This window comes from Amycolatopsis sp. NPDC059027, from assembly GCF_042739735.1.
Classification (GTDB): domain Bacteria; phylum Actinomycetota; class Actinomycetes; order Mycobacteriales; family Pseudonocardiaceae; genus Amycolatopsis.
In genome coordinates this window covers 32,628-57,692 of record NZ_JBHYIK010000034.1, presented here as the reverse complement: position 1 = coordinate 57,692, position 25,065 = coordinate 32,628, and the positions used below count along the sequence as shown (strand labels likewise).

Here is a 25,065-nt window from a genome sequence, read left to right as displayed (position 1 = left end):
CCGGTTTGTTTTTTTCTCCCAACCCACCATTGGGTCTTTTTCTTCGTCCTAACGGAGCGTTCGCGACATCAGGCGATGCCATCGGCGCTGGGGCGGCGCCGGGTCAGGACGTGCGGGCGGCGATCCAGTCGGTGACGACGGTTTCCAGGACGGTGAGCGGCAGCGTCCCGTGGCCCAGCACGACCTCGTGGAACTCGCGGATGTCGAACCGGTCCCCGAGCGCCCGCTCGGCCTCGGCGCGGAGCCGCTGGATCTCCAGCCGTCCCACCATGTATCCCAGCGCCTGCCCCGGAATCGAGGCGTACCGGTCGACCTCGGCCTCGACCTCCAGCAGCGCCACCGGCGTGTGCTCCCGCAGGTAGTCCACCGCCTGCTGCCTGCTCCAGCCGAGCGCGTGCAACCCGGTGTCGACCACCAATCGCGCCGCGCGCAGGGAGTCCTGCATCAGCATCCCGAGCCGGGTCACGTCGCTGGAGTACAGCCCCATTTCGTCGGCCAGCCGCTCGGCGTAGAGACCCCAGCCCTCGCTGTAGGCGTTGACGTGCGCGATGCGCCGCAGCAGCGGCAGTTCGGTGAGATTCTGCCCGATACTCAGCTGGAAGTGGTGCCCTGGAACGGCTTCGTGGAAGGCGATCGCCTCGCTCGTGCACTTCGGCCTGCTGCTCGCCTCGTGGGTGTTTGCGAAGTACGTTCCCGGCCGCGAACCGTCCAAGGCGGCCTCGAGGTAGTACGCGGTCGTGCCGCCCGCCCCCTCGGCTTCGGGGACCGGCGCGACCACGCACTCGGCCGCCGGAACCGTCGAAAACCATTGCGGTGCAACGGCTTCTGCGCGTTTGATGGTGGCGCGAGCCGCGTCGAGCAGCTCCTCGCCGTCGCGCCAGCGCAGCTCCGGATCGGTGCGCAGCCGCTCGAAGATCTCCGCGAGATCGGTCGTGCCGAACACCCGCGAGCCCAGCTCGCGGTACTCGTCGGCCAGCTTCGCGATCACCTCGAGGCCGGTGTCGTGCAGTTCGCGCGGGGTCCTCGACGTGGTGGTCTCCACGCGGATCATGCCCTCGTACTTCTCCCGCCCACCGGGCACGTACCCGAGGCCCGGTTCGGTTTCGGGCCTGGCGTGTTCGGTGACCTCGTTCGCCAGGAAGTCGCGATACCGCTGGTAAGCGGGCCGCACGACCTCGGTGAGCAGCCGATCCCGTTCAGCCTCGAACCCTTCGACGGTCACGCTCGGGGTGACCCGCAGCGGGTCGTTGTCCGGGGCGCCGAGATAGCGGTCGACGTAGCCGACGCCGATCCGCACCAGGAAGTCCGCCGGGACGAAGCCCTCCTTCAGCGCCGCCAGCTGCCGCGCGATCACCGCGTCGAGGTACGGCCCGAGCGCGGCAAGCCGGGCGAGATAACCGCGGGCCTTCGCCTCGTCGTCCAGCACGATGCTGGGCAGGAACACCAGCGGGGTCAGCGCGGGTGAGCTGAGCCCGTCGCTGACCGAGAACTCGAACAGCCGCGCGTCGTGCGCGTCGATGACGTTGCGCGCCTGGGAGATCACGACGTCGCGCGTGAGCGCTTCCTCGGTGGGGAACGAGCCACGATCGAGCGCCTCGGCCCGCGTCACGATGTCGAGGCAGGCCTCGCGGTGCCGCGCCGCGGCTTCCGCGCTCGGATCGCCCAGCCGGTCGTGGTCACCCGGCAGCCCGAGCTGGGAAGGCCACAGCGGATCGGCCTCGAACAGCAACGCGGTCAGGTCCTCGGCGAGCCCGTTGGGAGTGTCGCCGTGCCCGGCGACCCAGTCGGACACCACGGTGTCCAGCACCGACAACGGCAGCGCGCCGCCGGAGAGCACTACGTCGTGGAACGCGCGAATGTCGAACCGCGATCCGAGCCTGCGCTCGGCCGCGGCGCGGATCCGCTGGATCTCCAGCCGCCCCACCATGTACGACAGTGCCTGGCCCGGGTAGGCGATGTACCGGTCGACCTCGGACTCGATCTCGACCTGCGCCATCGGCGTGTGCTCGACGAGGTAGTCCACCGCCTGCTGCCTGCTCCAGCCGAGCGCGTGCAACCCGGTGTCGACCACCAGCCGGCCGGCCCGCATCGACTCCACGGTCAGCAGCCCCAGCAGTGAGACGTCGTCGGAGTACAGCCCCATTTCCTCGGCGAGCCGCTCGGTGTAGAGGCCCCAGCCCTCGACGTAGGCGTTGAAGTCGCCGATGCGGCGCAGCAGGGGCAGTTCGGTGAGGTTCTGCGCGATGCTCAGCTGGAAGTGGTGGCCGGGGATGGCCTCGTGGAACGCCGTGGCCTCGGACGCCTGACGGAACCGGTCGGTCGCCTTGTGGGTGTTCGCGAAGTACGTGCCGGCGCGGGATCCGTCGATGGCGGGCGGCATGTAGTACGCGGGCGGCGCGCCCGGCGCCACCTCCTCGGGGATCGGTTCGAGAACCCAGGGCTGCTCGGGGATGGTGCCGAACCACTTCGGCGCCTCCGCCTCCGCGCGGGTGATCGCGTCGCGAGCGCTCTGCAACAGCTCCTCCGCGCCCGACCAGCGCAGCGACGGATCCGTCCGCAGTTTGGCGAAGATCTCCGGGAGTTCGCGGGTGCCGAAGACCCGCTCCCCCAGCGTCCGGTACTCCTCGGCCTGCGCGGCGATCAGCGCCAGGCCGGTCTCGTGCAGCTCACGCGGGCAGCGGTCGGTGGTGGTGTGCTTGCGCGCGAACCGGGCGTAGATCTCCTCGCCGCCGGGCAGCCAGCACACGCCGGGCTTGTCATCGGGACGCCCGTGTGGCGCGATCTCGGCGGCGAGCACGTCGCGGTATTCGGCGAACGCGGGCCGCACGACGTCACGCAGCAGTTCCTCGCGCTTGGCGGCGAACTCCTCGTCCGGAGCGGGCTGACGCCGCAGCGGATCCGCCGACGGGTCGGCCAGGTAGCGATCCAGATGCGCCACGGCACTCTGTACCAGCCGCGCCACCGGGACCCGGCCGGCGGCGATGCCGTCACGATGCCGTTGCGCGGCCTGCCGGAGGTACTCGGGGACGGCGGCCAGCCTGCCCAGCTGCGCCTCGGCCGCGGGGCCGGCGGTCACCGAGACCATCGGCAACGCGGTGAGCAGCCCCGAGGCCGGTGCGATGAACAGGTCGCTCACGGTGAACTCGGCGGACCGGCTGTCGATCAGGTCGATCCGCCCCTGGGCGGAGCTGATCAGGACGTCACGGGTGACCCTGTCCTGGCTGTCGAGAGCGGCGTCGTCGAATGCCTGTGCCCGCTCGACGAACTCGACGAGCTTCGCCCGGTGTGCCTGCTCGGCGGCGTCGGTGAAATCGCCCAGCCCCGCCGCGTCCGAACGCAGGCCGAGCAGGGCGGGCGTCAGCGGATCGACGGTGAACAACTCCTCGACGAACTCGTCGGCGAGCGCGGCGACTGCGGTCATGGCGTGGGCCCCCAAAGGTGCGCGGACGGTGTTGTCTCCGACCCTAACCACAACTCCGGCGCCACCGCCGCTCTCCGGTACGAACGGTCCGCTCGTACCGGGTTTTGTCCACAGCGAGCGTCCCGGGCGGCTGGAACCGAGGGACGCCCTGGGTGCGTTGGCCGCACCGAGGGACGCCCCCGGTGCGTCCAGCGCACCCAGGGACGCCCTTGTCGCAACCGGGCCTGGCTCCGTTGGGACCCGCCGGGCGTGGGCGGCCTTCGACGCGTCCGCGGGGGCGAGACGGTAGCGTTCCGGGAGTGGCTGTGACAGATCCCGTCGATACCCGCTTGCTCGCCGCGCTCGCCGACCTGGGCAAGGCCGCCGTGCACGAGCTCGCGGCGAAGGTCGGCATGGATCCGCGCGAGGTCGCCTACCGGCTGGTCGCGTTGTCCGGCAGCGGGCTGCCGCTGCTCGTGGGTGTGGAAAGCGATCCGCAGGGCCTGCGTGCCGCCATCGCGGGAGCGCCGCCGTCGTGGGCGAATCGCCCGGTCCAGCCGCCGTCGCAGCAGACCCCGGCCCAGCAAGCCCCTGTTCAGCAGCGGCCGCCGCAGGTTCCGCACCCACCGCATCCGGTGCAGGGCGCGCCATCGGGCGCCTACACCGTGCAGGGTGCGCCTTCGGGGGCGTACACAGTGCAAGGCGCGCCGTCCGGCCCGTACGCGGTCCAGGGCGCGCCATCGGGCGCGTACACGGTGCAAGGGACGCCCTCGGCCCGCTATCCCGGACCGCCGCCCGTGGCCCCGCCCCAGCAGCGTCCGCCCGCGCCGCAGCAGTTCGCTCCCGCTCCCCCGCCCGCCGCGGTCGACCCGGCGTTCAGCACCTGGGGCCTGCCGCAGTCGTCGTCATGGGCACGCGGGGACGAACCGGCGCCGGCCCCGCAGGCGGCCGGGAAGCAGGGCCGGACCGGGGACGTGCTGGAGACGCAGGGGCTGGAGGGCGAGCAGCTCACGGTTCAGCTCCTGGAGGTCCAGGACCCGGCGGACTACCTGTTCGGCGCCGCGGGCTACCGGCTCGAGGACGGGGAACGCTCGGTCGTCGTGCACACCGAGATCACCAACCGCGGGAACATCCCGTTCGCCTCGCTGCCGGACAACTACCTCGAACTGCTCACCGCGGACGGCACGGCGATCGGCAAGGCACCGGTGTCGCTGACTTCGCGACCGCCGCACAAGATCGGCGTGCGCCCCGGCGAGACGCTGGGCGGCCACACGGTTTACGTGCTGCCGGACGCGACGCGCGTGGTGTCGGTGCGCTGGAGCCCGCGGCCGGAGCCGGACGAACGCAGCATCACCTGGTCCATCGAGGACTGATCACCCGGGACGACAGTGTGGTCCGTGGGGGCCTTGGGCGGCGGGTGATGTCGCGAACGCTCGTTCGGGACGTTCAGCCTGGAGCCACCGGGGGACGAGGCCGAGGCGCCTTTCCTCGCGTGGCGAGACGAAAGCCCCTCCTCGGCCCGTGAATTTCGATCACAGGCTCCGTGCAGCGGACTTCCGGAGCTGTTTGGCCGAGGTGGTCCCGCGCGGGAGGGGCCGTGGTCTGTGAATGCCACATCGAGGGACTCTGACTCCCTCGATGTGGCATTCACGGACTTGAGGATACAGACAAAGGGGGACCAATCGGGCAGGACGGCGACGGAGGTGTCCTGTGTGGACAGTGGCGCGGGTGTCAGAGGCTGTGGAGCAGGGCGTACAGGGCGGCGGTGGAGAGGTGGAGGGTGCCGCCTTCGGGGGCCTTCGAGTCGCGGACCAGTACGTCCGGGCCGGGGAACGCCAGCTCGACGCAGTTCTCGTCTGTCGTGCTGTAACTGCTCTTAACCCAGGTCAGCTCGTTGCGATGGGTTTTCACGCGGCTCTCCCGTGTCTAGCAGAGTTGCCTGTTCGGCAATGTACTCTGCCGATTCTGCCGGACCGAGCGCACGCAAGAGCACCTGACGTGTCACTTCCTCGTATTGCAGGACCTCTGGGGGTTCCTCCAGGAAGAGGCTTGAGGTGTGATTCCCCAGAAACACCACCGGACCGCCTTCGGGGCGCCGGAGGACCGTGAAACCGCCAGCAATCGCGGCATGACCGCGATCGTCGTTCGGGACCACATGGATGACGATGTTGGGCCGCTGCGCCATGACCACCAGGTGCTCCAGTTGGCGACGCTGAACCGCGCGACCACCAATCACCCGGCGCAGCGCGAACTCGTCGATGATCGCCACCAGACCAGGAGGCTGACGCCGCATGAGCACGGACTGACGCTGCAGCCGCGTCACCATTCGTTTCTCGACATCACCGTCTTCGATCAGGCCTGACTCGACCATGATCGCCCGGGTGTACTCGCCGGTCTGGAGGAGCCCAGGGATAGCGATCAACTCGAAGTTGGTGATCATCAGCGCACGGGATTCCAACGAGATCAAGGTTTCCTGCCGTTCGGCGAACGTAGGCGCGCTGCGTTGCCACCAGCCGCGTTGGTCCGCCTCCCTCGCGAGGGCGATGAGCTTCGCGCGCCTCGGGCCGGTCACCTCGTAGACCGCCAGCAGCGCGGCGATTTCCTCGACCGCGATGGCGTTCTTACCGGTCTCGATGCGGCTGATCTTGCTCGCGGACACATCGATGCGCTCCCCGGCGGCACGCACGGTGAAACCGGCTTCTTCACGTAGTTCGCGCATCGCCGCGCCCAGTTCCTGCGCGCGGACTGTCGGATCCGAATCGGCCATCGCCATGGGAGTCATCATCACTCACGGAGAGTGGCGATGAACCGGTTTTCCGCGCGCGTCGGCACAATCCGCCCGAACGCGGGAGCTGTTTCAGCTAGTGCAACAAAATCAGGTTTCGTCGCGGAGGATCTTGAGCGCGCCCGACAAATCGTCCGGGTACTCGGCCTCGAATTCGACCCACCGGCCGTCCGCGGGATGCGCGAAGGCGAGCGTCCTGGCGTGCAGCCATTGGCGCGAGAGGCCCAGTTTCCGCGCGAGCACCGGGTCCGCGCCGTAGGTCAGGTCGCCGACACACGGGTGCCGTAGCGCGGAGAAGTGCACGCGGATCTGGTGGGTCCGGCCCGTCTCCAGCTTGATCTGCGCGAACGACGCGGCACGGAAAGCCTCGGTGACCTCGTAGTGCGTGACGCTCGGACGGCCGCCCGTGACGACGGCGAACTTGTAGTCGTGGCGCGGATGCCGGTCGATCGGGGCGTCGATCGTGCCGCGCGTGGGATCCGGGTGGCCCTGGACGACCGCGTGGTAGCCCTTGTCGACGGTCCGTTCCTTGAACGCCCGCTTCAGCACCGTGTAGGCGTGTTCGCTCTTGGCCACCACCATCACGCCGCTGGTGCCCGCGTCGAGGCGGTGCACGACGCCCTGACGCTCGGCGGAGCCCGAGGTCGAGATCCGCAGGCCCGCCGCGGCCAGACCGCCGATCACGGTCGGGCCTGCCCAGCCGGGGCTCGGGTGCGCGGCGACGCCGACGGGCTTCGCGACGACGACGATGTCCTCGTCGTCGTGCAGGATCAGCATGCCCTCGACCGGTTCGGCGACGACCTCGATCGGCCGTTCCGGATCGGGCAGCGTCACTTCGAGGAGCCCGCCCGCGGTGAGGCGGTCCGACTTGCCGGCGGGACGTCCGTCGAGCAGCACGTCGCCCGACGCGGCGAGTTCCGCGACCACCGTGCGGGACAGTCCCAGCAGTTTCGCGAGCCCGGCGTCGACGCGCATGCCGTCGAGCCCGTCCGGGACGGGCAGCATCCGCGCGCTCACGCCTGTTCCCCGGCGCTTTCGGCGGCTGCCTTCTTCTTGTCCTTCGTCGAGGTCCCGTCGTAGTCCTTGCCCAGCAACGACAACAGCACGATCAGCACGCCGCCGACGCAGATCGCGGAGTCGGCGATGTTGAAGATGGCCCAGCCCTGGCCGTTCGGGGCGAAGGCGGAGATGAAGTCGACGACGTGGCCCTGCAGCGGGCCGGGCGCGCGGAAGATGCGGTCGGTCAGGTTGCCCAGCGCACCGGCGAGCACCAGGCCGAGCCCGATCGCCCAGCCCACAGAGCGCAGCCGGCGCGACAGCCACACGATCGCGACGACGACCGCCGCCGCGACCAGCGCGAGCACCCACGTCATGCCGGTGGCCATGGAGAACGCCGCGCCGGGGTTGCGCACCAGCTGCAGGTAGACGAGGCCGCCGAGGACCCGGACCGGTTCCTTGCCCTCCAGGTTCGCCGCGGCGAGGTTCTTGGTGACCAGGTCGATCACCCAGATCACGACCGCGACGGCGAACACGATGGCCACCGTGCGCCTCGGCAGCGCCTTCGACGGGCTCGCCTCTTCCGGCTCGGAAACCGCGGATTCGCTGGTCACGGCCGGATTCGGCGGTAGGTCCGCGGCCGGGGTCGTCTCGGGTTCGGACGGGGAGGACTCGGTGCTCACCGGTCCATTGTCCACGTCACGCGTTCAGTCCGTGTCGGCGGCAGGCTCCGGACGTCCCCGCCGCGGCCCGGCGAGCGCCACGAACGCCCCGGCCAGCAGCGCCACGGCCGAGACCAGGACCCCGGCGATGCCGGGCAGGAGCACCACCGCGGCCAGCACGAACACCGCCGTCACCACCAGCACGAGCACGCTGCGCTCGAACCAGGCGAGCAGGACGAGGCCGAGCGTCGCGATCATCGGGCCCCGCACGTCGGCGTCCAGCCGGAACTGCCAGTATCCGACGAGGTCGAGCAGCGGCACGGCCACGAGCGCGCCGAGCGTGAGCAGTGCGAACCGGCCGGTGCGCGGCGGGCTGCCCGCGCGCCGGGCCAGGACGAAGTACCAGATCGCGACGCCGAGGACGGCCGCCGCCAGCACCCACAACCAGCCCGTGCCCGCGCCGGACCAGCCGTAGGGCGCTGAGACGCGCACCGCGACCGCGGTGGACTCGGTCATCGGGTACTCACGCACATTCGCGAAGTAGCCGAAAGATCCATTCGCCCTCGGCATCTCGGCCGCGACCAGGATCAGCTGCGCGAATCCCAGCAGCGCCAAGGGAAACCAGTACCGTGGCCGCGAATTTCCCATCGCGCCACGATAGCGGATCGCCCATGAGCTGAAGGGGACTTTCCGTGCATGGGATGCGACGAAAGTCCCCTTCAGCTCAGGCGCAGAACGGGGGCAGTTCGCGCGGATCGCCGACCGGCGCCCAGCGGCCGTCCTGCTTCGCGTACTCCCAGCGGGCGCCGCGCGCGACGATCTGGCGCAGCGCGAGCACGAGCCGGTCGACGTGTTCGGTGGTGCTGCCGAGGCCGAGGCTGACCCGTACCGCCTGCTGCCCCGCTCCCCCGGCGACGCCGATGAGCCGCTTGGTCGCGACGTGCGCGCAGAAGGCGCCGTCGCGGACGCCGATGCCGTACTCGGCCGAAAGGACGGCCGCCAGCCAGCCGGGCTCGAAGCCGTCGACCACGAAGCTCACCGTGCCGACGCGGTCCACCGGTGCGTCGAACAGCCGCAGTTCGGCGCAGCCCGGGATCGCGGCGAGGCCCTTGCGCAGCCGGGCCAGCAGGACCTCCTCGTGTGCGCCGACGGCGTCCCAGTGCGCGGCGAGCTGCTCGCACGCGACGCCGAGGGCATACACGCCAACGGTGTTGGGCGAACCCGCCTCGTGCCGTTCCGGTCCGGCGTTCCAGACGACACCGAGGTCGTCGGCCTCGCCCGTGACGAGCTTGGTCGCGCCGCCACCGGCGAGGTAGGGCTGGGCGGCACGGAGCCAGTCCGCGCGGCCGACGAGCGCACCGGCACCGAACGGCGCGTACAGCTTGTGACCGGACAGCGCGACGTAGTCGACATCCAGTTCCCGCAAGGAAATCCGGCGATGCGGGGCGAGCTGGGCGGCGTCGAGCGCGATCCGGGCGCCGTGGCGGCGGGCCACCGCCGCGATCTCCGCGACGGGCAGCAGCTCACCGGTCACATTGGACGCTCCGGTGACGACCACCAATCGGGGCCCCTGCGGGCATTCCGCGAGCGCTTCGTCCACAGCGGAAACCGCGGCGAGCCGGGTGCGCGGGGTAGGGATCCGGCGGACGTTCGGCCCCCTCCACGGCAACAGCGCGGCGTGGTGCTCGGTGTCGAAGACGACGACCGAGGTGTGCCGGGGCAGGCTGCGGGCGAGCAGGTTGAAGGAATCGGTGGTGTTGCGGGTGAACACCACGGTGTCGGTCGAACGCGCGTCGACGAACCGGCGCAGGATGTCGCGTGTGCGCTCGTAAAGCCGCGTCGAGACCTGCGAGGCGAACCCGGCGCCGCGGTGCACGCTCGCGTACCAGGGCAGGAACTCGTCGACCGCGCGGCGCACGGCGTCCAGACAAGGCGCGCTCGCGGCGTGGTCGAGATTCGCGTAGCCGATCTCGCCGCCGGTGACGAGCGGAACGCTCAGCCCGGCACCCGTGACCGCGGGAATTCCTTGCGGCGCAACGGTAACCGTGGTTTCGGTGGTGTTCTGACGATCGACGGCGAGTGTCATCGGGTGCCTCCTCGGCGGTCCGGGGGACCCCCGGCGAGGGGCCCGCGCTTGCCCGCCGCACCTCGCGACAGGCCCGGTCCTCACCCGGGGCACCCCACCGCGGTTGGAGGGTTGCCGGCCAGCAAGCCGGGGCTTAGCGCTGACACTCATGACCTGACGACGAAGATAGCCGACACCGCGCGCGCCGATCCAGCCCCTTCCGGGTGACTGAGACGGCCGTCACTCTCCGGAATTGCGGTCTACGCCGTCACCCGGAAGCGGCCCGGCAGCCGGACGACCGACTGGTCGGTCAGGTGCGTCGCCGTCCCCTGGTACTGCTCGGCGCCCGCCGCAAACCGCCATCCGCCCAGCTCCTTGCCGTCGATCGGCTCACCGAGCGCGGCGGCCAGCTCGCCGGAGACCTCGGCGTAGGACAGCCCGCTCCAGTTCCCGCGAGCGCGCCAATCCCTTGCGTCGCCGGAGTTCCCGGACGCCGTCGTGGCGGGCAGCGTCCAGAGCGTGAAGTGGACATGGGCACCGGTGGTGCTGCCGCCGCAGGGCAGAGCATTGCCGGTGGAGCCGAGGACGGCGCCGGGCACGACCCGCTGTCCGTCGGCGACCTGGATGTTCTCCATGTGGTAGTACCCGGTGCGCCAGCCGCCGTCGTGGTCGATGGTCACCCAGTCGCCTTCGGCGCAGTGCTGCAGGTGCACGATCCCGGCCAGCGGGGCGCGGACGGTCTTGTCGGCCGGGCTGAAGTCGATGGCGTTCTTGACGCCGCTGCCGCCGTCGTCGGAGTGGATCCCGGCCGAATACACGAGCTGGCCCGAGGCGAACGGCAGGGCGAAGGCGGGAAACGTGTCCGCGGCGGAGGCCGTGGGGGCCAGGAACAACGCTCCTGCCGTCGTCGCGGCGGCCAGACCGGCCCAGCGTGCGCGCATTTTCAGCATCACCGTGTGTACTCCTTAGCCCGAGAAGCTCACCCATTCGAGGTAGACGATGCGAGCGCACGTTAGCCCGAAAGGATGCGTCAAGGGAACACACGGTGGAGATTTCTACGGAAAACCACCAACCATCGAGGCCGGTTTTGTGAGCTAGCGCCCGGATTCGCCCTTCCAGCGGGCCAGGCGGCCTGCCCGGTCCACGGCCCGCAACCGGCGTTCCGTGGCACTCCGGGCCCGTTCGGTGGTCACCACCAGTAGCTGGTCGTGCTCCTGAAGACGGCTGGTCTTCTCGGGCGTGAACCCGGCGCCGTCGCGCACCACGAGGCTGACCGTCGCCCCCACCGGCAGCCGCAGCTCCGAGAGGTACACGCCGTGCAGCCGCGATCCGGCCTGGATGCGGACCTGCAACAGCTCGGCGCCCAGCTCGTCGAGCGGCGCGGAGTCGACCTCGACCTCGTGCGGTTCGGCGTGCCGGGCAAGGCCGAGCACCCGCGCGAGCGGGCTCAGCGTCGCGCCCTGCACCAGGGTCAGCACGATGACCAGCACGAACACCGCGTCGACCAGCCGCTGCGCGCCCGGCACGCCCTGGGACAGCGGGATCATCGCGAGCACGATCGGCACCGCGCCGCGCAGGCCGGCCCACGACAGGAACACCTGTTCCCGCCACGGCACGCGGAACGGGAGCATCGACAGCAGGACGGAGAGCGGACGCGCGAGCAGCAGGACGACGGCGCCCGCCACGAGGCCCGGCACCAGCGTCTCCAGCAGCCTGTTCGGCGAGGCGAACAGGCCGAGCAGCACGAACAGCCCGATCTGGGCGAGCCAGCCGAGGCCTTCGGCGAAGGACAGTGTGTCGGATCGGTGCGGCAGCCGGGAATTGCCCAGCACCAGCCCGGCGACGTACGTCGCGAGCAGGCCGGAAGCGTGCGCCAGCTGACCGCTGGAGAACGCCAGGACGCACACCGACACCGTGGCGAGCGGATACAGACCGGTGGCGGGCAGCGCCGCTCTTCGCAGCGCCAGTGCCCCGAGCCAGCCGAGCAGCAGGCCGATCACCAGCCCGGCGGCCAGCTCGTAGACCACCAGCAGCGGCAGCGTCCAGTCCACTGTGGACCCGGTGGCCAGCACGACGACGGCGATGTAGGCGGGCGCGTCGTTGAGGCCGGATTCCAGCTCCAGCATGCCGACCAGCCGCTTGCCGACCCCGGCGTTGCGCAGCACGGAAAACACCGCGGCCGCGTCGGTGGAGGCAAGCACCGAGCCCCACAGCAGCGCGAGCCGCCAGTCGAGGCCGAGCAGCCAGTGCAGCGCGCTGCCGGTGACCGCCACGCTCGCCACGACGGCCAAAGTGGACAGTGCGATTCCAGGCCCCAGCGCGGGTTTCACCGCCTGCCACCGCGTGGTGAGCCCGCCCTCGGTGAGGATCAGGACCAGCGCGGCGATGCCGAGCGACTGCGTCAGCTCGGGATTCTCGAAGCGGACGCCGAACCCGGCTTCGCCCAGCAGGACGCCGATTCCCAGGTACAGCAGGAGCGAGGGCAGCCCGAGCCGGACGGACAGGCGCACGGCCACCACCGAGGCGAGCAGCACGATCCCGCCGACTCCGAGCAGCACGGGAAGCTGATCCATGTCGCCTCCCTTCCCGGTCGCCGTGGGCTCTCAGGATAAGGAGGCGGGGTGCTCACACGATCGTGTACCGACGCCCAGTGACGCTCACCCGGTGTGTTAAAGAAACATCAAAATGCGGGCTCTTCCAGCGTGTCGAGGTCGACACCGAGCGTTGCGAACGGTTCCACCGCGGCGGGCAGCACCCGCATCGCGCGCGCCTGGTGACCCCGCTCGACCCAGCCCGCCGCCAGCGCTCGCTCCAGCAACGCCGCGGGCGCGCCGCCGCCGAGGTGCTCGCGGCGCTCCGTCCAATCCAGACAGTCGCGCAGCAGCGGCCGCCGCCCACCGTTCGGGAGGTCCACGCCCAGCTCAACCAGCACGTCGTGGCCGCGAGCCGTGAGAGTGAGCCCCGAGCCGACGTCGACCAGCCCGCGCGCGATCATCCCGTCGCGCAGCGCGACGCCGAGCTTCCCTGCCAGGTGGTCGTAGCAGGTGCGGGCGAACCCGAGCTTGCGGACGCGGACCGAGGACCGCAGGCCGGTGACCGGGCGGCGGTCGGCGTGCTGCGCGAGGTGCTCGATCAGCTCGGCCACCCGCGGGTCCGCGATGCGGACGTAGGCGTGCCGTCCCTGTTTCACCCGCGCGACGAACCCGGTTTCCTCCAGCCGGGTGACATGCTCACTCGCCGTCGACACCGCGATCCGCGCGGCCGCGGCCAGCTCGCCGACGGTCCACGCACGGCCGTCCAGCAACGCCAGGCACATCGTCGCCCTGCTCGGGTCGGCGAGCACCGCGGCCACCTCGGCCAGTGCGATGGTCTCCATGTCCTCCACCGTAGAAGCCGGACCGTTCGGCCGTGGCCGAACCGTGGGCCCCGGTGCGAACGAGCTGAAGGACGCTTTCAGTGCATTGGCCGCGCTGAAGGACGCCTTCGGTGCATCGAGCGCACCGAAGGCGTCCTTCAGCACATCCGACCAGCGGATCAGTGGACGGCGTTGAGGAAGTTCGCGGCGAGGGAGACGGCCGGGTTCGAGTCGTTCGCGCCCTCCAGCAGGACAGCGAAGGCGACGTCGCCGCGGTAGCCGACGAACCAGCCGTTGGCCTGGCCGTCGGCGCCGAACTCCGCCGTGCCGGTCTTTCCGTGGACCTGCCCCGCCCCGGCCGCCGCCTTTCCGGTGCCGGTGGTGACGACCTCCCGCATCATCGACCGCACCGCGTTCAGCACCCCGGCGGACGGCGGCGAGTACGGCTTGGCGACCGTGGTGTCCAGCCCGTGCCACAGCTTCGGCGTCACGGCCTTGCCCGACGCCGCCGTCGCGGCCATCAGCGCCGCGCCGAACGGGCTGACCTGCACGTCCCCCTGCCCGATGCCGTCCTCGACCAGCCGGTCGTTGCCGGTCGCGGGCACGACCTTCCCGGCCTCGGTCTGCAGGCCGGGGATCTCGAAGTCGGCGTTGAGCCCGTACTGGTCGGCGGCCTTGACGAGCCCGTCCGCGGGCAGCCGCGAGGCCAGCCTGCCGAACGTCGTGTTGCACGAGAACGCGAACGCCTGGTGCAGCGGGACCGTGCCCTTGTCGAAGTGGTTCTCGTTGGGGATCGTCCGGGTCCCGATCTGGTCGCTACCCGGGCACGGCAACGCCGTATCGGCCGTCGCGAGGCCCTGTTCGAGCGCGGCGGTGGCCGTCACGATCTTGAAGGTCGACCCCGGCGCGTACAGCCCGCTGAACGCCTTCGGCTCGGTGCCCGCCGCCGCGTTCTGCGCCACCGCGAGGATGTCACCGGTGGACGGCTGGAGCACGACCATGATCGCCCTGCCCCGGTAACCGTCCACAGCGGACTGTGCGGCGTTCTGCGTCGCGATGCTCAGCGACGCGGTGAGCGGCTTGCCCTCACCGTCCTCGTCCTGGCCGTACAGCGTTTCGAGGTTCTTTCCCGACGCGTCGACCCGCTGGACGGCGAACCCGTCCGACTTCGCCGTCGTGGCCTGCGCGGCGAACACACTCTGCAGCAGCGGCGCCGGGTTTCCCTCCGCGGGCTTGTTCCCCGCCTGCCCCGCCATCACCAGCGGCTTGCCGTCCCGGTCGACCACCGCGGGCCGATCCACGGGAGCGGTCGCGGCGACGAGCCGCTGCCCCGGCTCCAGCTTCGGGTGCAGCAACGCGGGGACCCAGTGCAGCCGCCAGCCCTGCGCGGCCTTCGTCAGCTCGAACGGGACGTCGTAGGTCCAGGTCTTCCCCGGCCGCAGTGTCCACGTCATGGCGAACGTGCCGCTGGTCTTCGCCGCACCGGCAGGTGTCGGATCGAGCCTGCTCAACGTCGCCGTGGTCTTGGTCGGCATCAGCGCGTTGCGCGCGTCCCGCAATGCGACCGCGGCCGCCGCGGGATCGTCGGTCAGCGCGCCCGCGGCGTCGGGATTGGCCTCGGCGAGGTCCTGCAGGTACTCCGTCACCAACCCCGTCGGATCCACCGCCACCGGACCCGGCTTCCCCGCCGGCGCCGCGTCGCTCGCCGGCGCTTCGTTCCCACTGGTCAAGACCACTACCGCGGCCGTGACGATCGCGACCACCCCGACCGCGCCGCCGATCAGCACTCCCCGTCTTCTGGCAGGACCCACTTTCCACCCCTCCCCTTTGCGCGCGACCCCCGCGCACGATCGCCCAGCCTGCCCATGGTTGACCAACAGGTCACGATTCCTGGTGGGAAAGCGACCTACCCGAATCCTTTTCGTGATCAGCCGCGCGCCAGCGTGGCGCCGACCAGCACGAGCCGCAGCGCCCGCTCGGTGGCGTCGGTCACCAGTTCCGCCGTCCGGGCGATGGCCTCGGCCAGCGGCAGCGGCGCGGGCAGGATCCCGGCGAACGCGTCGATCCCGGTGTCGTAGGTGTCCCGTGCTCCCGCGCCGATCGTGCCGGCGAGCGCGACGACCGGTTTGCCATGCCGCTTTGCCCGGCGGGCCACCTCGCCGGGGACCTTGCCGAACGACGACTGGGCGTCGATGGCGCCCTCGGCGGTGATCACCAGATCCGCGTCGTCGAGCGCGGCGTCCAAGCCGGTATGGTCGAGCAGGACGTCGAAACGCGGCACGAGCCGGGCCCCGAGCGCACCGGCCAGTCCGGCACCGAGACCGCCCGACGCTCCGCCGCCCGCGACCGTGCGCAGGTCGACGCCGCCCTGGTGTTCCAGCAGCTTCGCCCAGTGCTCCATGGCCACGGCCAGCGAGTCCACCCGCTCCGGTGTCGCACCCTTCTGCGGACCGAAAACCCTTGCCACACCGCGGCTTCCGGTGAGGACGTTGTGCGGATTACAGGCGACCACGACGTCCACATCGGACAGACGTACGTCCAATCCGGACAGATCGAGCTGGACGACGTCCGCGAGCGTCGTCCCGTCCGGCCGCACCGGGTCGCCCGCCGCGTCGACGAACCTCGCCCCCAGAACGTGGAGGGCACCCGCGCCGCCGTCACAGGTCCCGGAATCCCCGCAGCCGACCAGGATCCGCCGGCACCCGGCGTCCAGTGCGGCGGCGATCAGCTCGCCGACGCCGTGGGTCGTCGTCCGGCCTGGGTCCCGCAGCCCCGGCGGCACCAGGCGCAGGCCCGCCGCCGCGGCCATCTCGACGAACGCGGTCCGCGGCCCGGCACCGCCGAGGATCGCGAAATGCGCGGCGACCGGATCACCCACCGGACCACGGACGATCGCCGGCACGAGTTCACCGCCCGTCGCGACCGCCAAGGTGCGCGCCGATCCCTCGCCGCCGTCGACCAGGGGGACGAGGTCGACCAGCGCACCGGGAACGACCCTGCGGATTCCCGCCGCGATGGCGTCGGCGACCGCCTCCGCGGACAGGGACTCCTTGAAGCCACTCGGGGCGACCAGGAAACGGGTGGGGGTGAACGTGCTCATGACGCGGTCCTTTCAGTCCTCAAGCGACTGTCTTAACGGGATAGTGGGAGACCGAGCAGTGGCCATACCCAGACGGCGAAAGCGAGAACGAGCAGGACGACGAGCGGTCCGAGCACGGCCGAAAGCCGCGCGAGATCCGCCTTGCCGTAGCCGGGGACGCCCGGTACGGCGGCGAAGAGGGCGACCGGCTTCGCCGACGAGGGCAGGGTGTGGCAGAACCCGGCCGCGACGGTCGACGCGAACGCCACCGCCGCCGGGTTCAACCCCGACGCGGCGGCCAGCGGGAGCACCAGCGGCACCAGCACCGACGACCGGGCCGAGCGCGACTGCAGCACCAGATGCGCGGCGGCGCTGAGCACGACAACCGCCGTCAGCAGCCCCATCGGCGACCCGCCCTGGCCGAAGACGAGGCCCGCCAGCCACCGCGCCGCGCCCGACGTCGCCAGCGCGGTACCGAGCACGGCCGTGGTGGCCATGAACACCAGCAGCGACCACGGAACGGAACCGAGCGCGGGGCTCATGCCGATCGTGCCGAGGCGCGGTGCCGTGATCAGCAAAGCGCCGAGCAGCGCGACGAGTGCGGGCGAGAGCCCGTGCCAGGATTCCGTGCACCACAAGGAAATCACCAGTGTCAGCACGGCCAGCGCCCGCCACTGTTCCGCGGTGAGGCGGGTTTTCTCGTGCGGGATCGACAATCGGATCCGGCGGTCCTCGCGCGTGGTGGTCGTCAGGAGCACGACCTCGGCGGCGAGATGGGAAGCGACCACCGCGAACGGCAGACCGAGCAGCAGCCAACGCCCGTAGCCGATCCCCTGCCCGGTAGCGGCCGCGAGCAACTCGCTCGTGATCACGTGCGCGCCCGCGCCGATCAACGTCGCCGACGCCGACAGGAGGATGACCGCGGGAAACAGCAACGCCAACGCGCGGACGAGTTTCCGTTGTCCGGCAAGGACTTTCGCCAGCACCACGAAAACCGGCAACGCCAGCGCCGCACGTCCCGAAGTGGCCGGGACCGCGAGCGCCGTACCGATCAGGGTCAGCGTGACCAGATGGACGAGCTGTCGCGGAGTGCGCGCCTTCGCGGCCAGTGCCATGGCGGCCTTCGCGGGCAGGCCCGTCGCGCCGAGCCCGGCGGCGAGGACGAACGCCGCGACGAGCAGCCAGATCGTCTCACCACCGAGCGCGTCGAACACGGTGGCCGCCTTGACCACCCCGGTGAACGCGAGGACCGTCGCGGCGGCGAGCCCGACGAAGTTGTCATCGAGCCTGCCGGAGACCCAGGCGATCACCGCGACCGCGAACACCGCGAGCGCGATCCGGCCGTGCGTGGCGAGCCCGGCTCCTTGCGGTATCAGGATGATCGCGGTGACGAGCACGGATCCGGCGGCGAACGGCCAGAGCGGAACGCGTCGGTCGGTCGCCGCTCCGGATTTCAGCACGGCGGTCGGGTTGTCCATGCTTCCCAGCGTTCCGCCGGTCGCTGAGCCGCACGTGAAGACCGGATGAGAGGCTCTTCATCTCATCGGACGAACGCCCCAATGTGGCATTGGGTGCGCTCAACGCACCGAACGCCACATCGGGGCGCTTTGGCCACTTCGAGAAGCGCGGCTATCAGACCAGGCGGTAGCCCATGCCGCGCACGGTCTCGATCCGCGACTGGCCGAGTTTGCGGCGCAGGGTGCGGACGTAGACGTCGACCACATTGGACCCCGGGTCGAAGTCGTAGCCCCACACGTGCGAGAGGATCTGCTCCCGCGCCAGCACCTGGCCCGGATGCCGCAGGAACAGCTCCAGCAACGCGAACTCCCGCGCCGTCAGGTCCACAGTGGACTCCGGCAGCGACGCACGGCGGGTCCGCAGGTCCAGCAACAGCTCACCGTGCCGCAGGACGCCGGCCTCCGGCTTCGACTCCCCCGATCTCAGCCGCAGCCGGACCCTGGCGAGCAGTTCCTCGAACCGGAACGGCTTGGTCATGTAGTCGTCGGCGCCGCCTTCCAGGCCGGCGACGGTGTCGCGCACCGAGTCCCGCGCCGTCAGGATGATCACCGGTGTCTCGATCTTCGCCGCGCGCATCGCCTGCAGCACCGCGAACCCGTCCCGCAGCGGCAACCCGAGATCGAGGATCACCAGATCGAAACCGCCGACGATCGCGGTGGCGAGGGCGGCGTCACCGTCACCCACGACGGTGGTCGTAAAACCGTTGGCACGCAACCCCTTTTCGACGAAGGAAGCGATACGCTGCTCGTCCTCCGCGATCAGGATCCGCCCCATCACGTCACCTCCGACTGGTCCTCGACGGCTCCCACCGGCAGCGCGACGCCGAATGTCGCGCCCGAGCCCGGTTCCGAGCGGAACCACGCACGGCCGTGGTGGGCCTCGGCGATGGCCTTCACGATGGCCAGCCCGAGACCGGCCCCGCTCCGCTCGCCGCTTTCGCCGCGGACGAACCGTTCGAAGATCCGCTCGGCTTGCTCGCCGGGTACCCCTGGGCCGCTGTCGGCAACCCAGAACGACACCGTATCGCCCTCGATCGACGAGCCGACGCGGATGAGCGTCCCCGCCGCCGTCTGCTGCACCGCGTTCTGCGCCAGTTGCAGTACCGCCTGCGTCACCCGCTGCGGATCGAGTACCGCGTCGCCCTCGCCGACGGATTCCAGCGTCCACCTGCGATCGGCGATCGCGCGGGCCTTCGCGTCGATGTCGCTCGTCAGCTCCGGCACCGAAACCCGTTCCGGGCGCAGGAAATCCGGCTGCTCGGCCTTCGCGAGCAACAGCAGGTCGTCGACGATCCTGGCCATCCGGTCGAGTTCGTCGGTGCACAGCCGGACGACCTCCGCACGCTCGGCCGGATCGTCGCCCATCACCTCGAGATGCCCGCGGATGATCGTGATCGGCGTGCGCAGCTCGTGCCCGGCGTCGTCGAGGAACTGCCGCCGGGTGCTGAACGCGCGTTCCAGCCGGTCCAGCATCGCGTTGAACTGCTCGGCCAGCGCGGCGATGTCGTCCCGGCCGTGCACCGGGATGCGGTGCGTGAGGTCGTCCTCGGTGAGGTCCGCCGCGGCCTGGCGCACGGTCCGCACCGGTGCCAGGATCCGCCCCGCCACCAGCCACGAAACCCCGGCGGCGAGCACCAGCGCGACCAGGCTCACCCACAGCAGCGTCCGGACCGTGCTCACCGCGTCCCCGCGCAGGTGATCGACGAAGTACCCGGCGACGAACCACGCGTGCCCGCCCGGCGAACCCGGCGCCACCACGTCCACCCGCAGGAACCGCAGATCCCCGCCCGAGGTGGCGATCGTGCCGGTGCCGCCGGGAGCGTCGATCACCTGACGCAGCAACGGCTGGTCGATCCGGACGTGCTTCACCGACTGGTCGACCTGCTTGAGCGCGTCCAGCTGCGTCCCGGTGTCGACGACGCCGAGCAGCACCTCCGCCTCGTGGATGTACTGCGTACGCAGGTGCCGGTCGAACAGCACCCACGGGTCCCCGATCGCCCGGCCGCCCTGATCGGTCCCGATCGCGGCGAACGTGCGGAACTCGCTCACGTCCTGTTCCAGCGCCCGGTTGATGCGGTTGTCGACGGCCGCGAACTCCGACACCGACACCAGCAGCACGACGGTGGCGAGCCCGGCCGTCATCAGCAGGACGAACCAGCCCATGATCCGCACCCTCGCCGGGATCCGGCTGCCGCGCGCGGCACGTTCAGTCATCGAAAGGCCAGATGTCGTCCAGCGGCCCGTCGTCGAAGGGGCCGTCGTCGTGGTCGTGATGGTGGTCGTGGTGATCGGGGCCGTCGTCATCGTCGTCCACCGGCGGCGGGGGCGGCAATTGCCCCGGCACCGGAGTGACCGGGGCCGACGGCGCTGGAGCCGGGGACTCGCCGATACGGACCACGGACGGCACGCGCGGCGGGTCAGGAATGGACGCCGCGAATGCGGCGACACCGGCACCGATCGGCAGGGCGAACACGGCCACGAACGCCGCGATACGAGGAACTCGGCTCATGCGATCGACTCGCTCCGCGAGGCAGTGTCCAACCCCTTTTGGCGCATGATGTCGATGATTCGCTCGCAAGCTTCGCTCATGCCCCGACCCTCGCGAGCCTCGGCGAAGGCCGGATGAGACGAAGATGAGGACTTCTTCATCATCCGGCCTTCGCCGGAGAATTACGCCTTCGCCACCGCGACAGTCACCTTCACGCCGTCGCCCACCGCGCCGGTGGAGCCGTCGGTCACCGGGCCGTAGGACACGCTCACTGCGAGGGTTTCCGAAGCCACGAACTCCTCGTGCTTCCGCGCCGCCGCCGCAACCTCCTCCGGCGCGTCGACGACCAGGGTGATCCGGTCGGCGACGTCGAGGCCCGCGTCGCGGCGAGCCTGCTGGACGACGCGGATCAGGTCGCGCGCGACGCCCTCGTCGGCCAGATCCGGGGTGACCTCGGTGTCGAGCAGCACCAGCCCGGAGCCGCCGGGCAGCTCCGCCGCCGCGCCACCGCCCTTGGCCACCAGCCGCCGCTCGTACTCGCCTTCGACGAGTTCGATCCCGGCGGCCACCACGGCCCCTTCCGGTGTCGTGCTCCAGTCGCCCGCCTTGACGGCCTTGATCACCGCCTGGACGTCCTTGCCCAGCCGGGGCCCGGCGGCCCGCGCGTTGACCGCGACCTCGAACGCGCCGTGCGCGGCGACGTCGGTGGTCAGCTCGACCTCCTTGACGTTCACCTCGTCCCGCAGGATGTCGGCGAACGGGCGCAGCGCCTCGACGTCTTCGGCCGCCACGGTCAGCTTCGCCAGCGGAAGCCGCACGCGCAGCTTGTTCGCCTTGCGCAGCGACAGCGCCGACGACGCGACCTGGCGGACGCGGTCCATCGCCGTCACGAGCGCCGCGTCGGCGGGCAGGTCGAGCGCGTTCGGCCAGTCGGTCAGGTGCACCGAGCGACCGCCGGTCAGCCCGCGCCACACGACCTCCGACGTCAGCGGCAGCAGCGGCGCCACGACGCGCGAGGTCACCTCCAGCACGGTGTGCAGGGTGTCGATCGCGTCGCGCTCCCCCGCCCAGAACCGGTCGCGCGAACGCCGCACGTACCAGTTCGTGAGCACCTCAAGAAAGACACGGAGGAGCGCGCAAGCTCCCGCGACGTCGTAGGTGTCCATCGCGTGCTCGACATCGGTCACCAGCTCGTGGGTCTTCGCGAGCACGTACCGGTCGAGGATGTGCCGCGAATCCGTCCGCCACTGGCCGTCCACGCCCTCGGCGTTCGCGTAGAGCGCGAGGAAGTAGTACGAGTTCCACAGCGGCAGCACGGCCTGGCGCACCGCGTCGCGGATGCCCTTGTCGGTGACGACGAGGTTTCCGCCGCGCAGGATCGGGCTCGCCATGAGGTACCAGCGCATGGCGTCCGAGCCGTCGCGCTCGAAGACCTCGTTGACGTCCGGGTAGTTCCGCAGCGACTTCGACATCTTCTGCCCGTCCGAGCCCAGCACGATGCCGTGCGAGACGCACGTCCGGAACGCCGGCCGGTCGAACAGCGCGGTGGCCAGCACGTGCAGCAGGTAGAACCAGCCGCGGGTCTGGCCGATGTACTCGACGATGAAGTCGCTCGGGTAGTGGTGCTCGAACCATTCGGCGTTCTCGAACGGGTAGTGCACCTGGGCGTACGGCATCGAACCCGAGTCGAACCAGACGTCGAACACGTCCTCGATCCGGCGCATCGTCGATTTCCCGGTCGGGTCGTCCGGGTTGGGCCGGGTCAGCTCGTCGATGTAGGGCCGGTGCAGATTGTCCAGCCGCACCCCGAAGTCACGCTCCAGTTCGTCGAGCGAACCGTAGACGTCGGTGCGCGGGTAGGCCGGGTCGTCCGACTGCCACACCGGGATCGGCGAGCCCCAGTACCGGTTGCGGGAGATCGACCAGTCGCGCGCGTTCTCCAGCCACTTGCCGAACTGGCCGTCCTTGACGTTCTCCGGGTACCAGGTGATCTGCTGGTTCAGCTCGACCATCCGGTCCTTGAACTCGGTGACCGCGACGAACCACGAGGACACCGCGCGGTAGATCAGCGGGTTGCGGCAGCGCCAGCAGTGCGGGTACGGGTGCTCGTAGGTCTCGTGCCGCAGCAGCAGCGCGCCCTGCTCCGCCGCCGATCCGGTGCCGTTCCTGAGGTCCCGCACGATGTTCGCGTTCGCGTCGAACACCTGCTGGCCCTGGTAGTCCGGCACGGTGGCGTCGAACTTGCCCCGCGCGTCGACCGGTGTGACCGGGACGATCCCGGCGGCGTCGGTGACGACCTTGTCCTCTTCACCGTAGGCGGGCGCGATGTGCACGACACCGGTGCCGTCCTCGGTGGTGACGTAGTCGGCCGAGAGGACGCGGTGCGCGTTCTCGTGCCCGGTGAAGTACGGGAACGGCGGCGCGTATCGGGTTCCGAGCAGCTCGGCGCCGCTGTAGTGCGCGACGACCGTCGGCTCTTCGCCGAGTTCACGGGCGTACGCGGCGACACGGGCCTCGGCGAGCAGGAAACGCTTGCCCGGGAAGTTCTCGCTCTCGACGACGACGTACCGGACCTCGGGATGCACCGCGGTCGCGAGGTTCGAGGGCAGCGTCCACGGGGTCGTGGTCCAGATCAGCAGGTACGTGCCGTCGAGGTCGCTGTCGTTGCCCTCCAACCGGAACCCGACCGTGACGGCCGGGTCCTGGCGGCTGGCGTAGACGTCGTCGTCCATCCGCAGCTCGTGGTTGGACAGCGGCGTCTCGTCGCGCCAGCAGTACGGCAGGACGCGGTAGCCCTGGTAGACGAGTCCCTTGTCCCACAGCTGCTTGAACGCCCAGAGGACCGACTCCATGTAGGACAGGTCGAGCGTCTTGTAGTCGTTGTCGAAGTCGACCCAGCGGGCCTGCCGGGTCACGTAGTCCCGCCACTCGTCGGTGTAGCGCAGCACGGAGGCTCGCGAAGCCTCGTTGAACTTCGCGATCCCCATCTCCTCGATCTCGGACTTCTCCGTGATCCCGAGCTGGCGCATCGCCTCGAGTTCGGCGGGCAGGCCGTGGGTGTCCCAGCCGAAGCGGCGGTCGACCCGCTTGCCCTTCATCGTCTGGTAGCGCGGGACGAGGTCCTTGACGTACCCGGTGAGCAGGTGGCCGTAGTGCGGCAGGCCGTTGGCGAAGGGCGGGCCGTCGTAGAAGACGTACTCGTTGTTGCCGTTCTCCCCCGCCTCGCGGGCATCGATCGAGGCCTGGAACGTCCGGTCGGTCTCCCAGTAGGCGAGGACCTGCTTCTCCAGCGCCGGGAAGGACGGCTGGGACGGGACGCCTTGCTCACCGTCCAGCTGGGCCTGGGGGTACATCCGATGCTCCTCGGGGCTCGTCGCTCGCGTACGGACCACCGGCACGGACCGGTCGCCCACACGGGGACGAGACGCCACCGGTTCCGGCGCGTTCCGCGGTACCACCCCGCTTGCCCGGCACACGCTCCCGGGCCACTCGTTCGACGGCTGTCACGGGCCGCACCCGTCCGGTTCTACTGGGGACGCGTGGCGCCCTGTTCTTCCGGAGGCTCCCCGGTGATGGCCGGATCGACGCCTGCTGTGTCCAGGTTAACCCGGGGACGCAACCGCCTTTGCGCCGACCCGGCGACGCGGTCGCCCGCCGGGGACGAGAAGGGGCACGAAATGCCCCCTCGACATTTCGTGCCCACCACCGCCGCGTCGGCGGATCCGCCCGTTCCCGCATTTCCACGCGCATTCCGGAAACGGTCGCCATTCCATTCAGCGGTACTTCGGCGAAGCCGGGGCTCGCCGAACCGGCGGTCTTCTCGAATCCAGTTTCGACCGGCTCCCCGCGCGACGTCAAGCTACATTCGTAGCACCACGGGACGCGCCAGGATCAAGCTTGCCATCCACGACGCCACACACCGTGACGCCACCACCGCAGGCTGCACAGATCCGCTGGTCAACGACATGATCCGATTTTCCGGTCCGGAGAACGGACACGTCGGGACACTGGCCGGCCGCGGCGGGCCCGCCGCACCCGTCACCCATTTCGCTCAATCGACAGAAAACAGCGTCCCGGCGGCTTTCCCCGCCTGCCCGAATTCCAGTAAGGTCCGGGCATGTCTCTCCTTCGCGGCCTCTCCAGCCTGCGCACCCTGCTCACCGCATTCACCGGGATAACGGCGCTCTACATCGGGCTCGTGGCTTTCGGGAACATCACCGACTTCGACACGAACAAAGCATTCGTGCAGCACGTGTTCGCCATGGACACCACATTCCGGTCGCCGCACGCGATGTGGCGCGCGATCACCAGCCCCGGCCTGGCCACCACCGGCTACGTCGCGATCATCGCCTGGGAGACGCTGACCGCGCTGGTCCTCGCCGCCGGGTTCGTCGCCTGGCTGCGGAAGAGCACCACGGACACCGCGCGGCGGCTCTCCCGGCTCGGCTGGCTCATGCAGGTCGTGCTGTTCACCTGCGGCTTCATCGTGATCGGCGGCGAATGGTTCCAGATGTGGCAGAGCAGCAAGTGGAACGGCATCCAGCCCGCGTTCCAGAACACCGTCATCGCCGCGATCGGCCTCGTCCTCGCCCACCTGCCCCAGCGGCGCGCCGCCGAATCCCCCGTCCCGGCGGCTCCGTGAACCGGCGGACACCGCCCGCCCCGCGCTGATAACCTCGGCTTCCTTGTCCACGCCGGAAGCCGCCGGGGCGGCGGGA

At 70.4% G+C, this 25,065-nt stretch carries 19 protein-coding genes and 1 riboswitch; of the genes, 2 read left to right on the top strand and 17 right to left on the bottom strand.

Annotated elements, in window-relative coordinates:
* Positions 1-103: 103 nt before the first annotated feature.
* Positions 104-3,421, bottom strand: coding sequence for a DUF885 domain-containing protein (locus tag ACFWY9_RS23725; RefSeq protein WP_378339937.1), 3,318 nt, complete (start codon positions 3,419-3,421; stop codon positions 104-106).
* A gap of 299 nt (positions 3,422-3,720) precedes the next feature.
* Between ACFWY9_RS23725 and ACFWY9_RS23720 the strand changes: the two genes are divergently transcribed.
* Positions 3,721-4,773 (top strand): AsnC family protein, encoded by a 1,053-nt coding sequence (locus ACFWY9_RS23720; RefSeq protein ID WP_378339936.1) that lies wholly within the window; start codon positions 3,721-3,723, stop codon positions 4,771-4,773.
* 358 nt (positions 4,774-5,131) lie between these two features.
* Here ACFWY9_RS23720 and ACFWY9_RS23715 read toward each other — a convergent pair whose 3' ends face one another.
* The 16 genes from ACFWY9_RS23715 to ileS form a co-directional block, all read right to left on the bottom strand.
* Positions 5,132-5,311 (bottom strand): DUF397 domain-containing protein, encoded by a 180-nt coding sequence (locus tag ACFWY9_RS23715; protein WP_378339935.1) that lies wholly within the window; start codon positions 5,309-5,311, stop codon positions 5,132-5,134.
* Positions 5,277-6,173, bottom strand: a complete 897-nt coding sequence (locus ACFWY9_RS23710) for a helix-turn-helix domain-containing protein (RefSeq protein ID WP_378339934.1) — start codon at positions 6,171-6,173, stop codon at positions 5,277-5,279. The genes ACFWY9_RS23715 and ACFWY9_RS23710 overlap by 35 nt, the downstream gene beginning before the upstream one ends.
* Before the next feature lie 102 nt (positions 6,174-6,275).
* Entirely contained in the window at positions 6,276-7,202 is a 927-nt protein-coding gene (locus ACFWY9_RS23705; RefSeq protein WP_378328773.1) for an RluA family pseudouridine synthase, read from the bottom strand.
* Positions 7,199-7,864, bottom strand: coding sequence for a signal peptidase II (gene lspA / locus ACFWY9_RS23700; protein ID WP_378328774.1), 666 nt, complete (start codon positions 7,862-7,864; stop codon positions 7,199-7,201). The genes ACFWY9_RS23705 and lspA overlap by 4 nt, the downstream gene beginning before the upstream one ends.
* Positions 7,865-7,888: 24 nt before the next feature.
* Positions 7,889-8,491, bottom strand: coding sequence for a hypothetical protein (locus tag ACFWY9_RS23695; protein ID WP_378328775.1), 603 nt, complete (start codon positions 8,489-8,491; stop codon positions 7,889-7,891).
* A gap of 76 nt (positions 8,492-8,567) precedes the next feature.
* On the bottom strand, positions 8,568-9,929 hold the full coding sequence (locus tag ACFWY9_RS23690; RefSeq protein ID WP_378339933.1) for an aminotransferase class V-fold PLP-dependent enzyme: 1,362 nt from the start codon (positions 9,927-9,929) through the stop codon (positions 8,568-8,570).
* A gap of 39 nt (positions 9,930-9,968) precedes the next feature.
* Positions 9,969-10,083, bottom strand: a riboswitch (SAM riboswitch).
* An 85-nt stretch (positions 10,084-10,168) separates the two neighbouring features.
* Entirely contained in the window at positions 10,169-10,858 is a 690-nt protein-coding gene (locus tag ACFWY9_RS23685; protein ID WP_378339964.1) for a M23 family metallopeptidase, read from the bottom strand.
* A gap of 144 nt (positions 10,859-11,002) precedes the next feature.
* Positions 11,003-12,481: a potassium/proton antiporter gene (locus tag ACFWY9_RS23680; RefSeq protein ID WP_378328778.1), complete on the bottom strand. Its 1,479-nt coding sequence runs from the start codon at positions 12,479-12,481 to the stop codon at positions 11,003-11,005.
* A gap of 107 nt (positions 12,482-12,588) precedes the next feature.
* Positions 12,589-13,284: an ArsR/SmtB family transcription factor gene (locus ACFWY9_RS23675; protein ID WP_378339932.1), complete on the bottom strand. Its 696-nt coding sequence runs from the start codon at positions 13,282-13,284 to the stop codon at positions 12,589-12,591.
* Between the two features lie 158 nt (positions 13,285-13,442).
* Positions 13,443-15,074 carry a penicillin-binding transpeptidase domain-containing protein gene (locus tag ACFWY9_RS23670; protein ID WP_378339931.1) on the bottom strand — a complete coding sequence of 544 codons (1,632 nt, stop codon included), beginning with the start codon at positions 15,072-15,074 and terminating at the stop codon, positions 13,443-13,445.
* Positions 15,075-15,190: 116 nt separating this feature from the next.
* Entirely contained in the window at positions 15,191-16,363 is a 1,173-nt protein-coding gene (locus ACFWY9_RS23665) for a glycerate kinase (RefSeq protein WP_378339930.1), read from the bottom strand.
* Positions 16,364-16,395: 32 nt separating this feature from the next.
* Positions 16,396-17,820: an SLC13 family permease gene (locus tag ACFWY9_RS23660; RefSeq protein WP_378339929.1), complete on the bottom strand. Its 1,425-nt coding sequence runs from the start codon at positions 17,818-17,820 to the stop codon at positions 16,396-16,398.
* A 154-nt stretch (positions 17,821-17,974) separates the two neighbouring features.
* Entirely contained in the window at positions 17,975-18,634 is a 660-nt protein-coding gene (locus ACFWY9_RS23655; RefSeq protein WP_378339928.1) for a response regulator transcription factor, read from the bottom strand.
* Entirely contained in the window at positions 18,634-20,073 is a 1,440-nt protein-coding gene (locus tag ACFWY9_RS23650) for an ATP-binding protein (RefSeq protein ID WP_378339927.1), read from the bottom strand. The genes ACFWY9_RS23655 and ACFWY9_RS23650 overlap by 1 nt, the downstream gene beginning before the upstream one ends.
* Positions 20,066-20,368, bottom strand: a complete 303-nt coding sequence (locus tag ACFWY9_RS23645) for a hypothetical protein (RefSeq protein WP_378339926.1) — start codon at positions 20,366-20,368, stop codon at positions 20,066-20,068. Before ACFWY9_RS23645 ends, ACFWY9_RS23650 begins: the two co-directional genes overlap by 8 nt.
* A gap of 161 nt (positions 20,369-20,529) precedes the next feature.
* Positions 20,530-23,700, bottom strand: coding sequence for an isoleucine--tRNA ligase (gene ileS, locus ACFWY9_RS23640; RefSeq protein ID WP_378339925.1), 3,171 nt, complete (start codon positions 23,698-23,700; stop codon positions 20,530-20,532).
* Positions 23,701-24,464: 764 nt separating this feature from the next.
* On the opposite strand from ileS, the gene ACFWY9_RS23635 reads away from it, so the two are divergent.
* Positions 24,465-24,989, top strand: a complete 525-nt coding sequence (locus ACFWY9_RS23635; RefSeq protein WP_378328787.1) for a DUF2165 domain-containing protein — start codon at positions 24,465-24,467, stop codon at positions 24,987-24,989.
* Positions 24,990-25,065 lie beyond the last annotated feature (76 nt).

What these genes read in the sequence shown, in the direction of transcription:
- ACFWY9_RS23675 (WP_378339932.1), bottom strand. Translation starts at nt 13,284, where the DNA reads ATGGAGACCATCGCACTGGCCGAGGTGGCCGCGGTGCTCGCCGACCCG.
- ileS (WP_378339925.1), bottom strand. Translation starts at nt 23,700, where the DNA reads ATGTACCCCCAGGCCCAGCTGGACGGTGAGCAAGGCGTCCCGTCCCAG.
- ACFWY9_RS23685 (WP_378339964.1), bottom strand. Translation starts at nt 10,858, where the DNA reads ATGCTGAAAATGCGCGCACGCTGGGCCGGTCTGGCCGCCGCGACGACG.
- ACFWY9_RS23680 (WP_378328778.1), bottom strand. Translation starts at nt 12,481, where the DNA reads ATGGATCAGCTTCCCGTGCTGCTCGGAGTCGGCGGGATCGTGCTGCTC.
- ACFWY9_RS23710 (WP_378339934.1), bottom strand. Translation starts at nt 6,173, where the DNA reads ATGGCGATGGCCGATTCGGATCCGACAGTCCGCGCGCAGGAACTGGGC.
- ACFWY9_RS23650 (WP_378339927.1), bottom strand. Translation starts at nt 20,073, where the DNA reads ATGACTGAACGTGCCGCGCGCGGCAGCCGGATCCCGGCGAGGGTGCGG.
- ACFWY9_RS23690 (WP_378339933.1), bottom strand. Translation starts at nt 9,929, where the DNA reads ATGACACTCGCCGTCGATCGTCAGAACACCACCGAAACCACGGTTACC.
- ACFWY9_RS23665 (WP_378339930.1), bottom strand. Translation starts at nt 16,363, where the DNA reads ATGAGCACGTTCACCCCCACCCGTTTCCTGGTCGCCCCGAGTGGCTTC.
- ACFWY9_RS23725 (WP_378339937.1), bottom strand. Translation starts at nt 3,421, where the DNA reads ATGACCGCAGTCGCCGCGCTCGCCGACGAGTTCGTCGAGGAGTTGTTC.
- ACFWY9_RS23660 (WP_378339929.1), bottom strand. Translation starts at nt 17,820, where the DNA reads ATGGACAACCCGACCGCCGTGCTGAAATCCGGAGCGGCGACCGACCGA.
- ACFWY9_RS23645 (WP_378339926.1), bottom strand. Translation starts at nt 20,368, where the DNA reads ATGAGCCGAGTTCCTCGTATCGCGGCGTTCGTGGCCGTGTTCGCCCTG.
- ACFWY9_RS23655 (WP_378339928.1), bottom strand. Translation starts at nt 18,634, where the DNA reads ATGGGGCGGATCCTGATCGCGGAGGACGAGCAGCGTATCGCTTCCTTC.
- ACFWY9_RS23695 (WP_378328775.1), bottom strand. Translation starts at nt 8,491, where the DNA reads ATGGGAAATTCGCGGCCACGGTACTGGTTTCCCTTGGCGCTGCTGGGA.
- ACFWY9_RS23635 (WP_378328787.1), top strand. Translation starts at nt 24,465, where the DNA reads ATGTCTCTCCTTCGCGGCCTCTCCAGCCTGCGCACCCTGCTCACCGCA.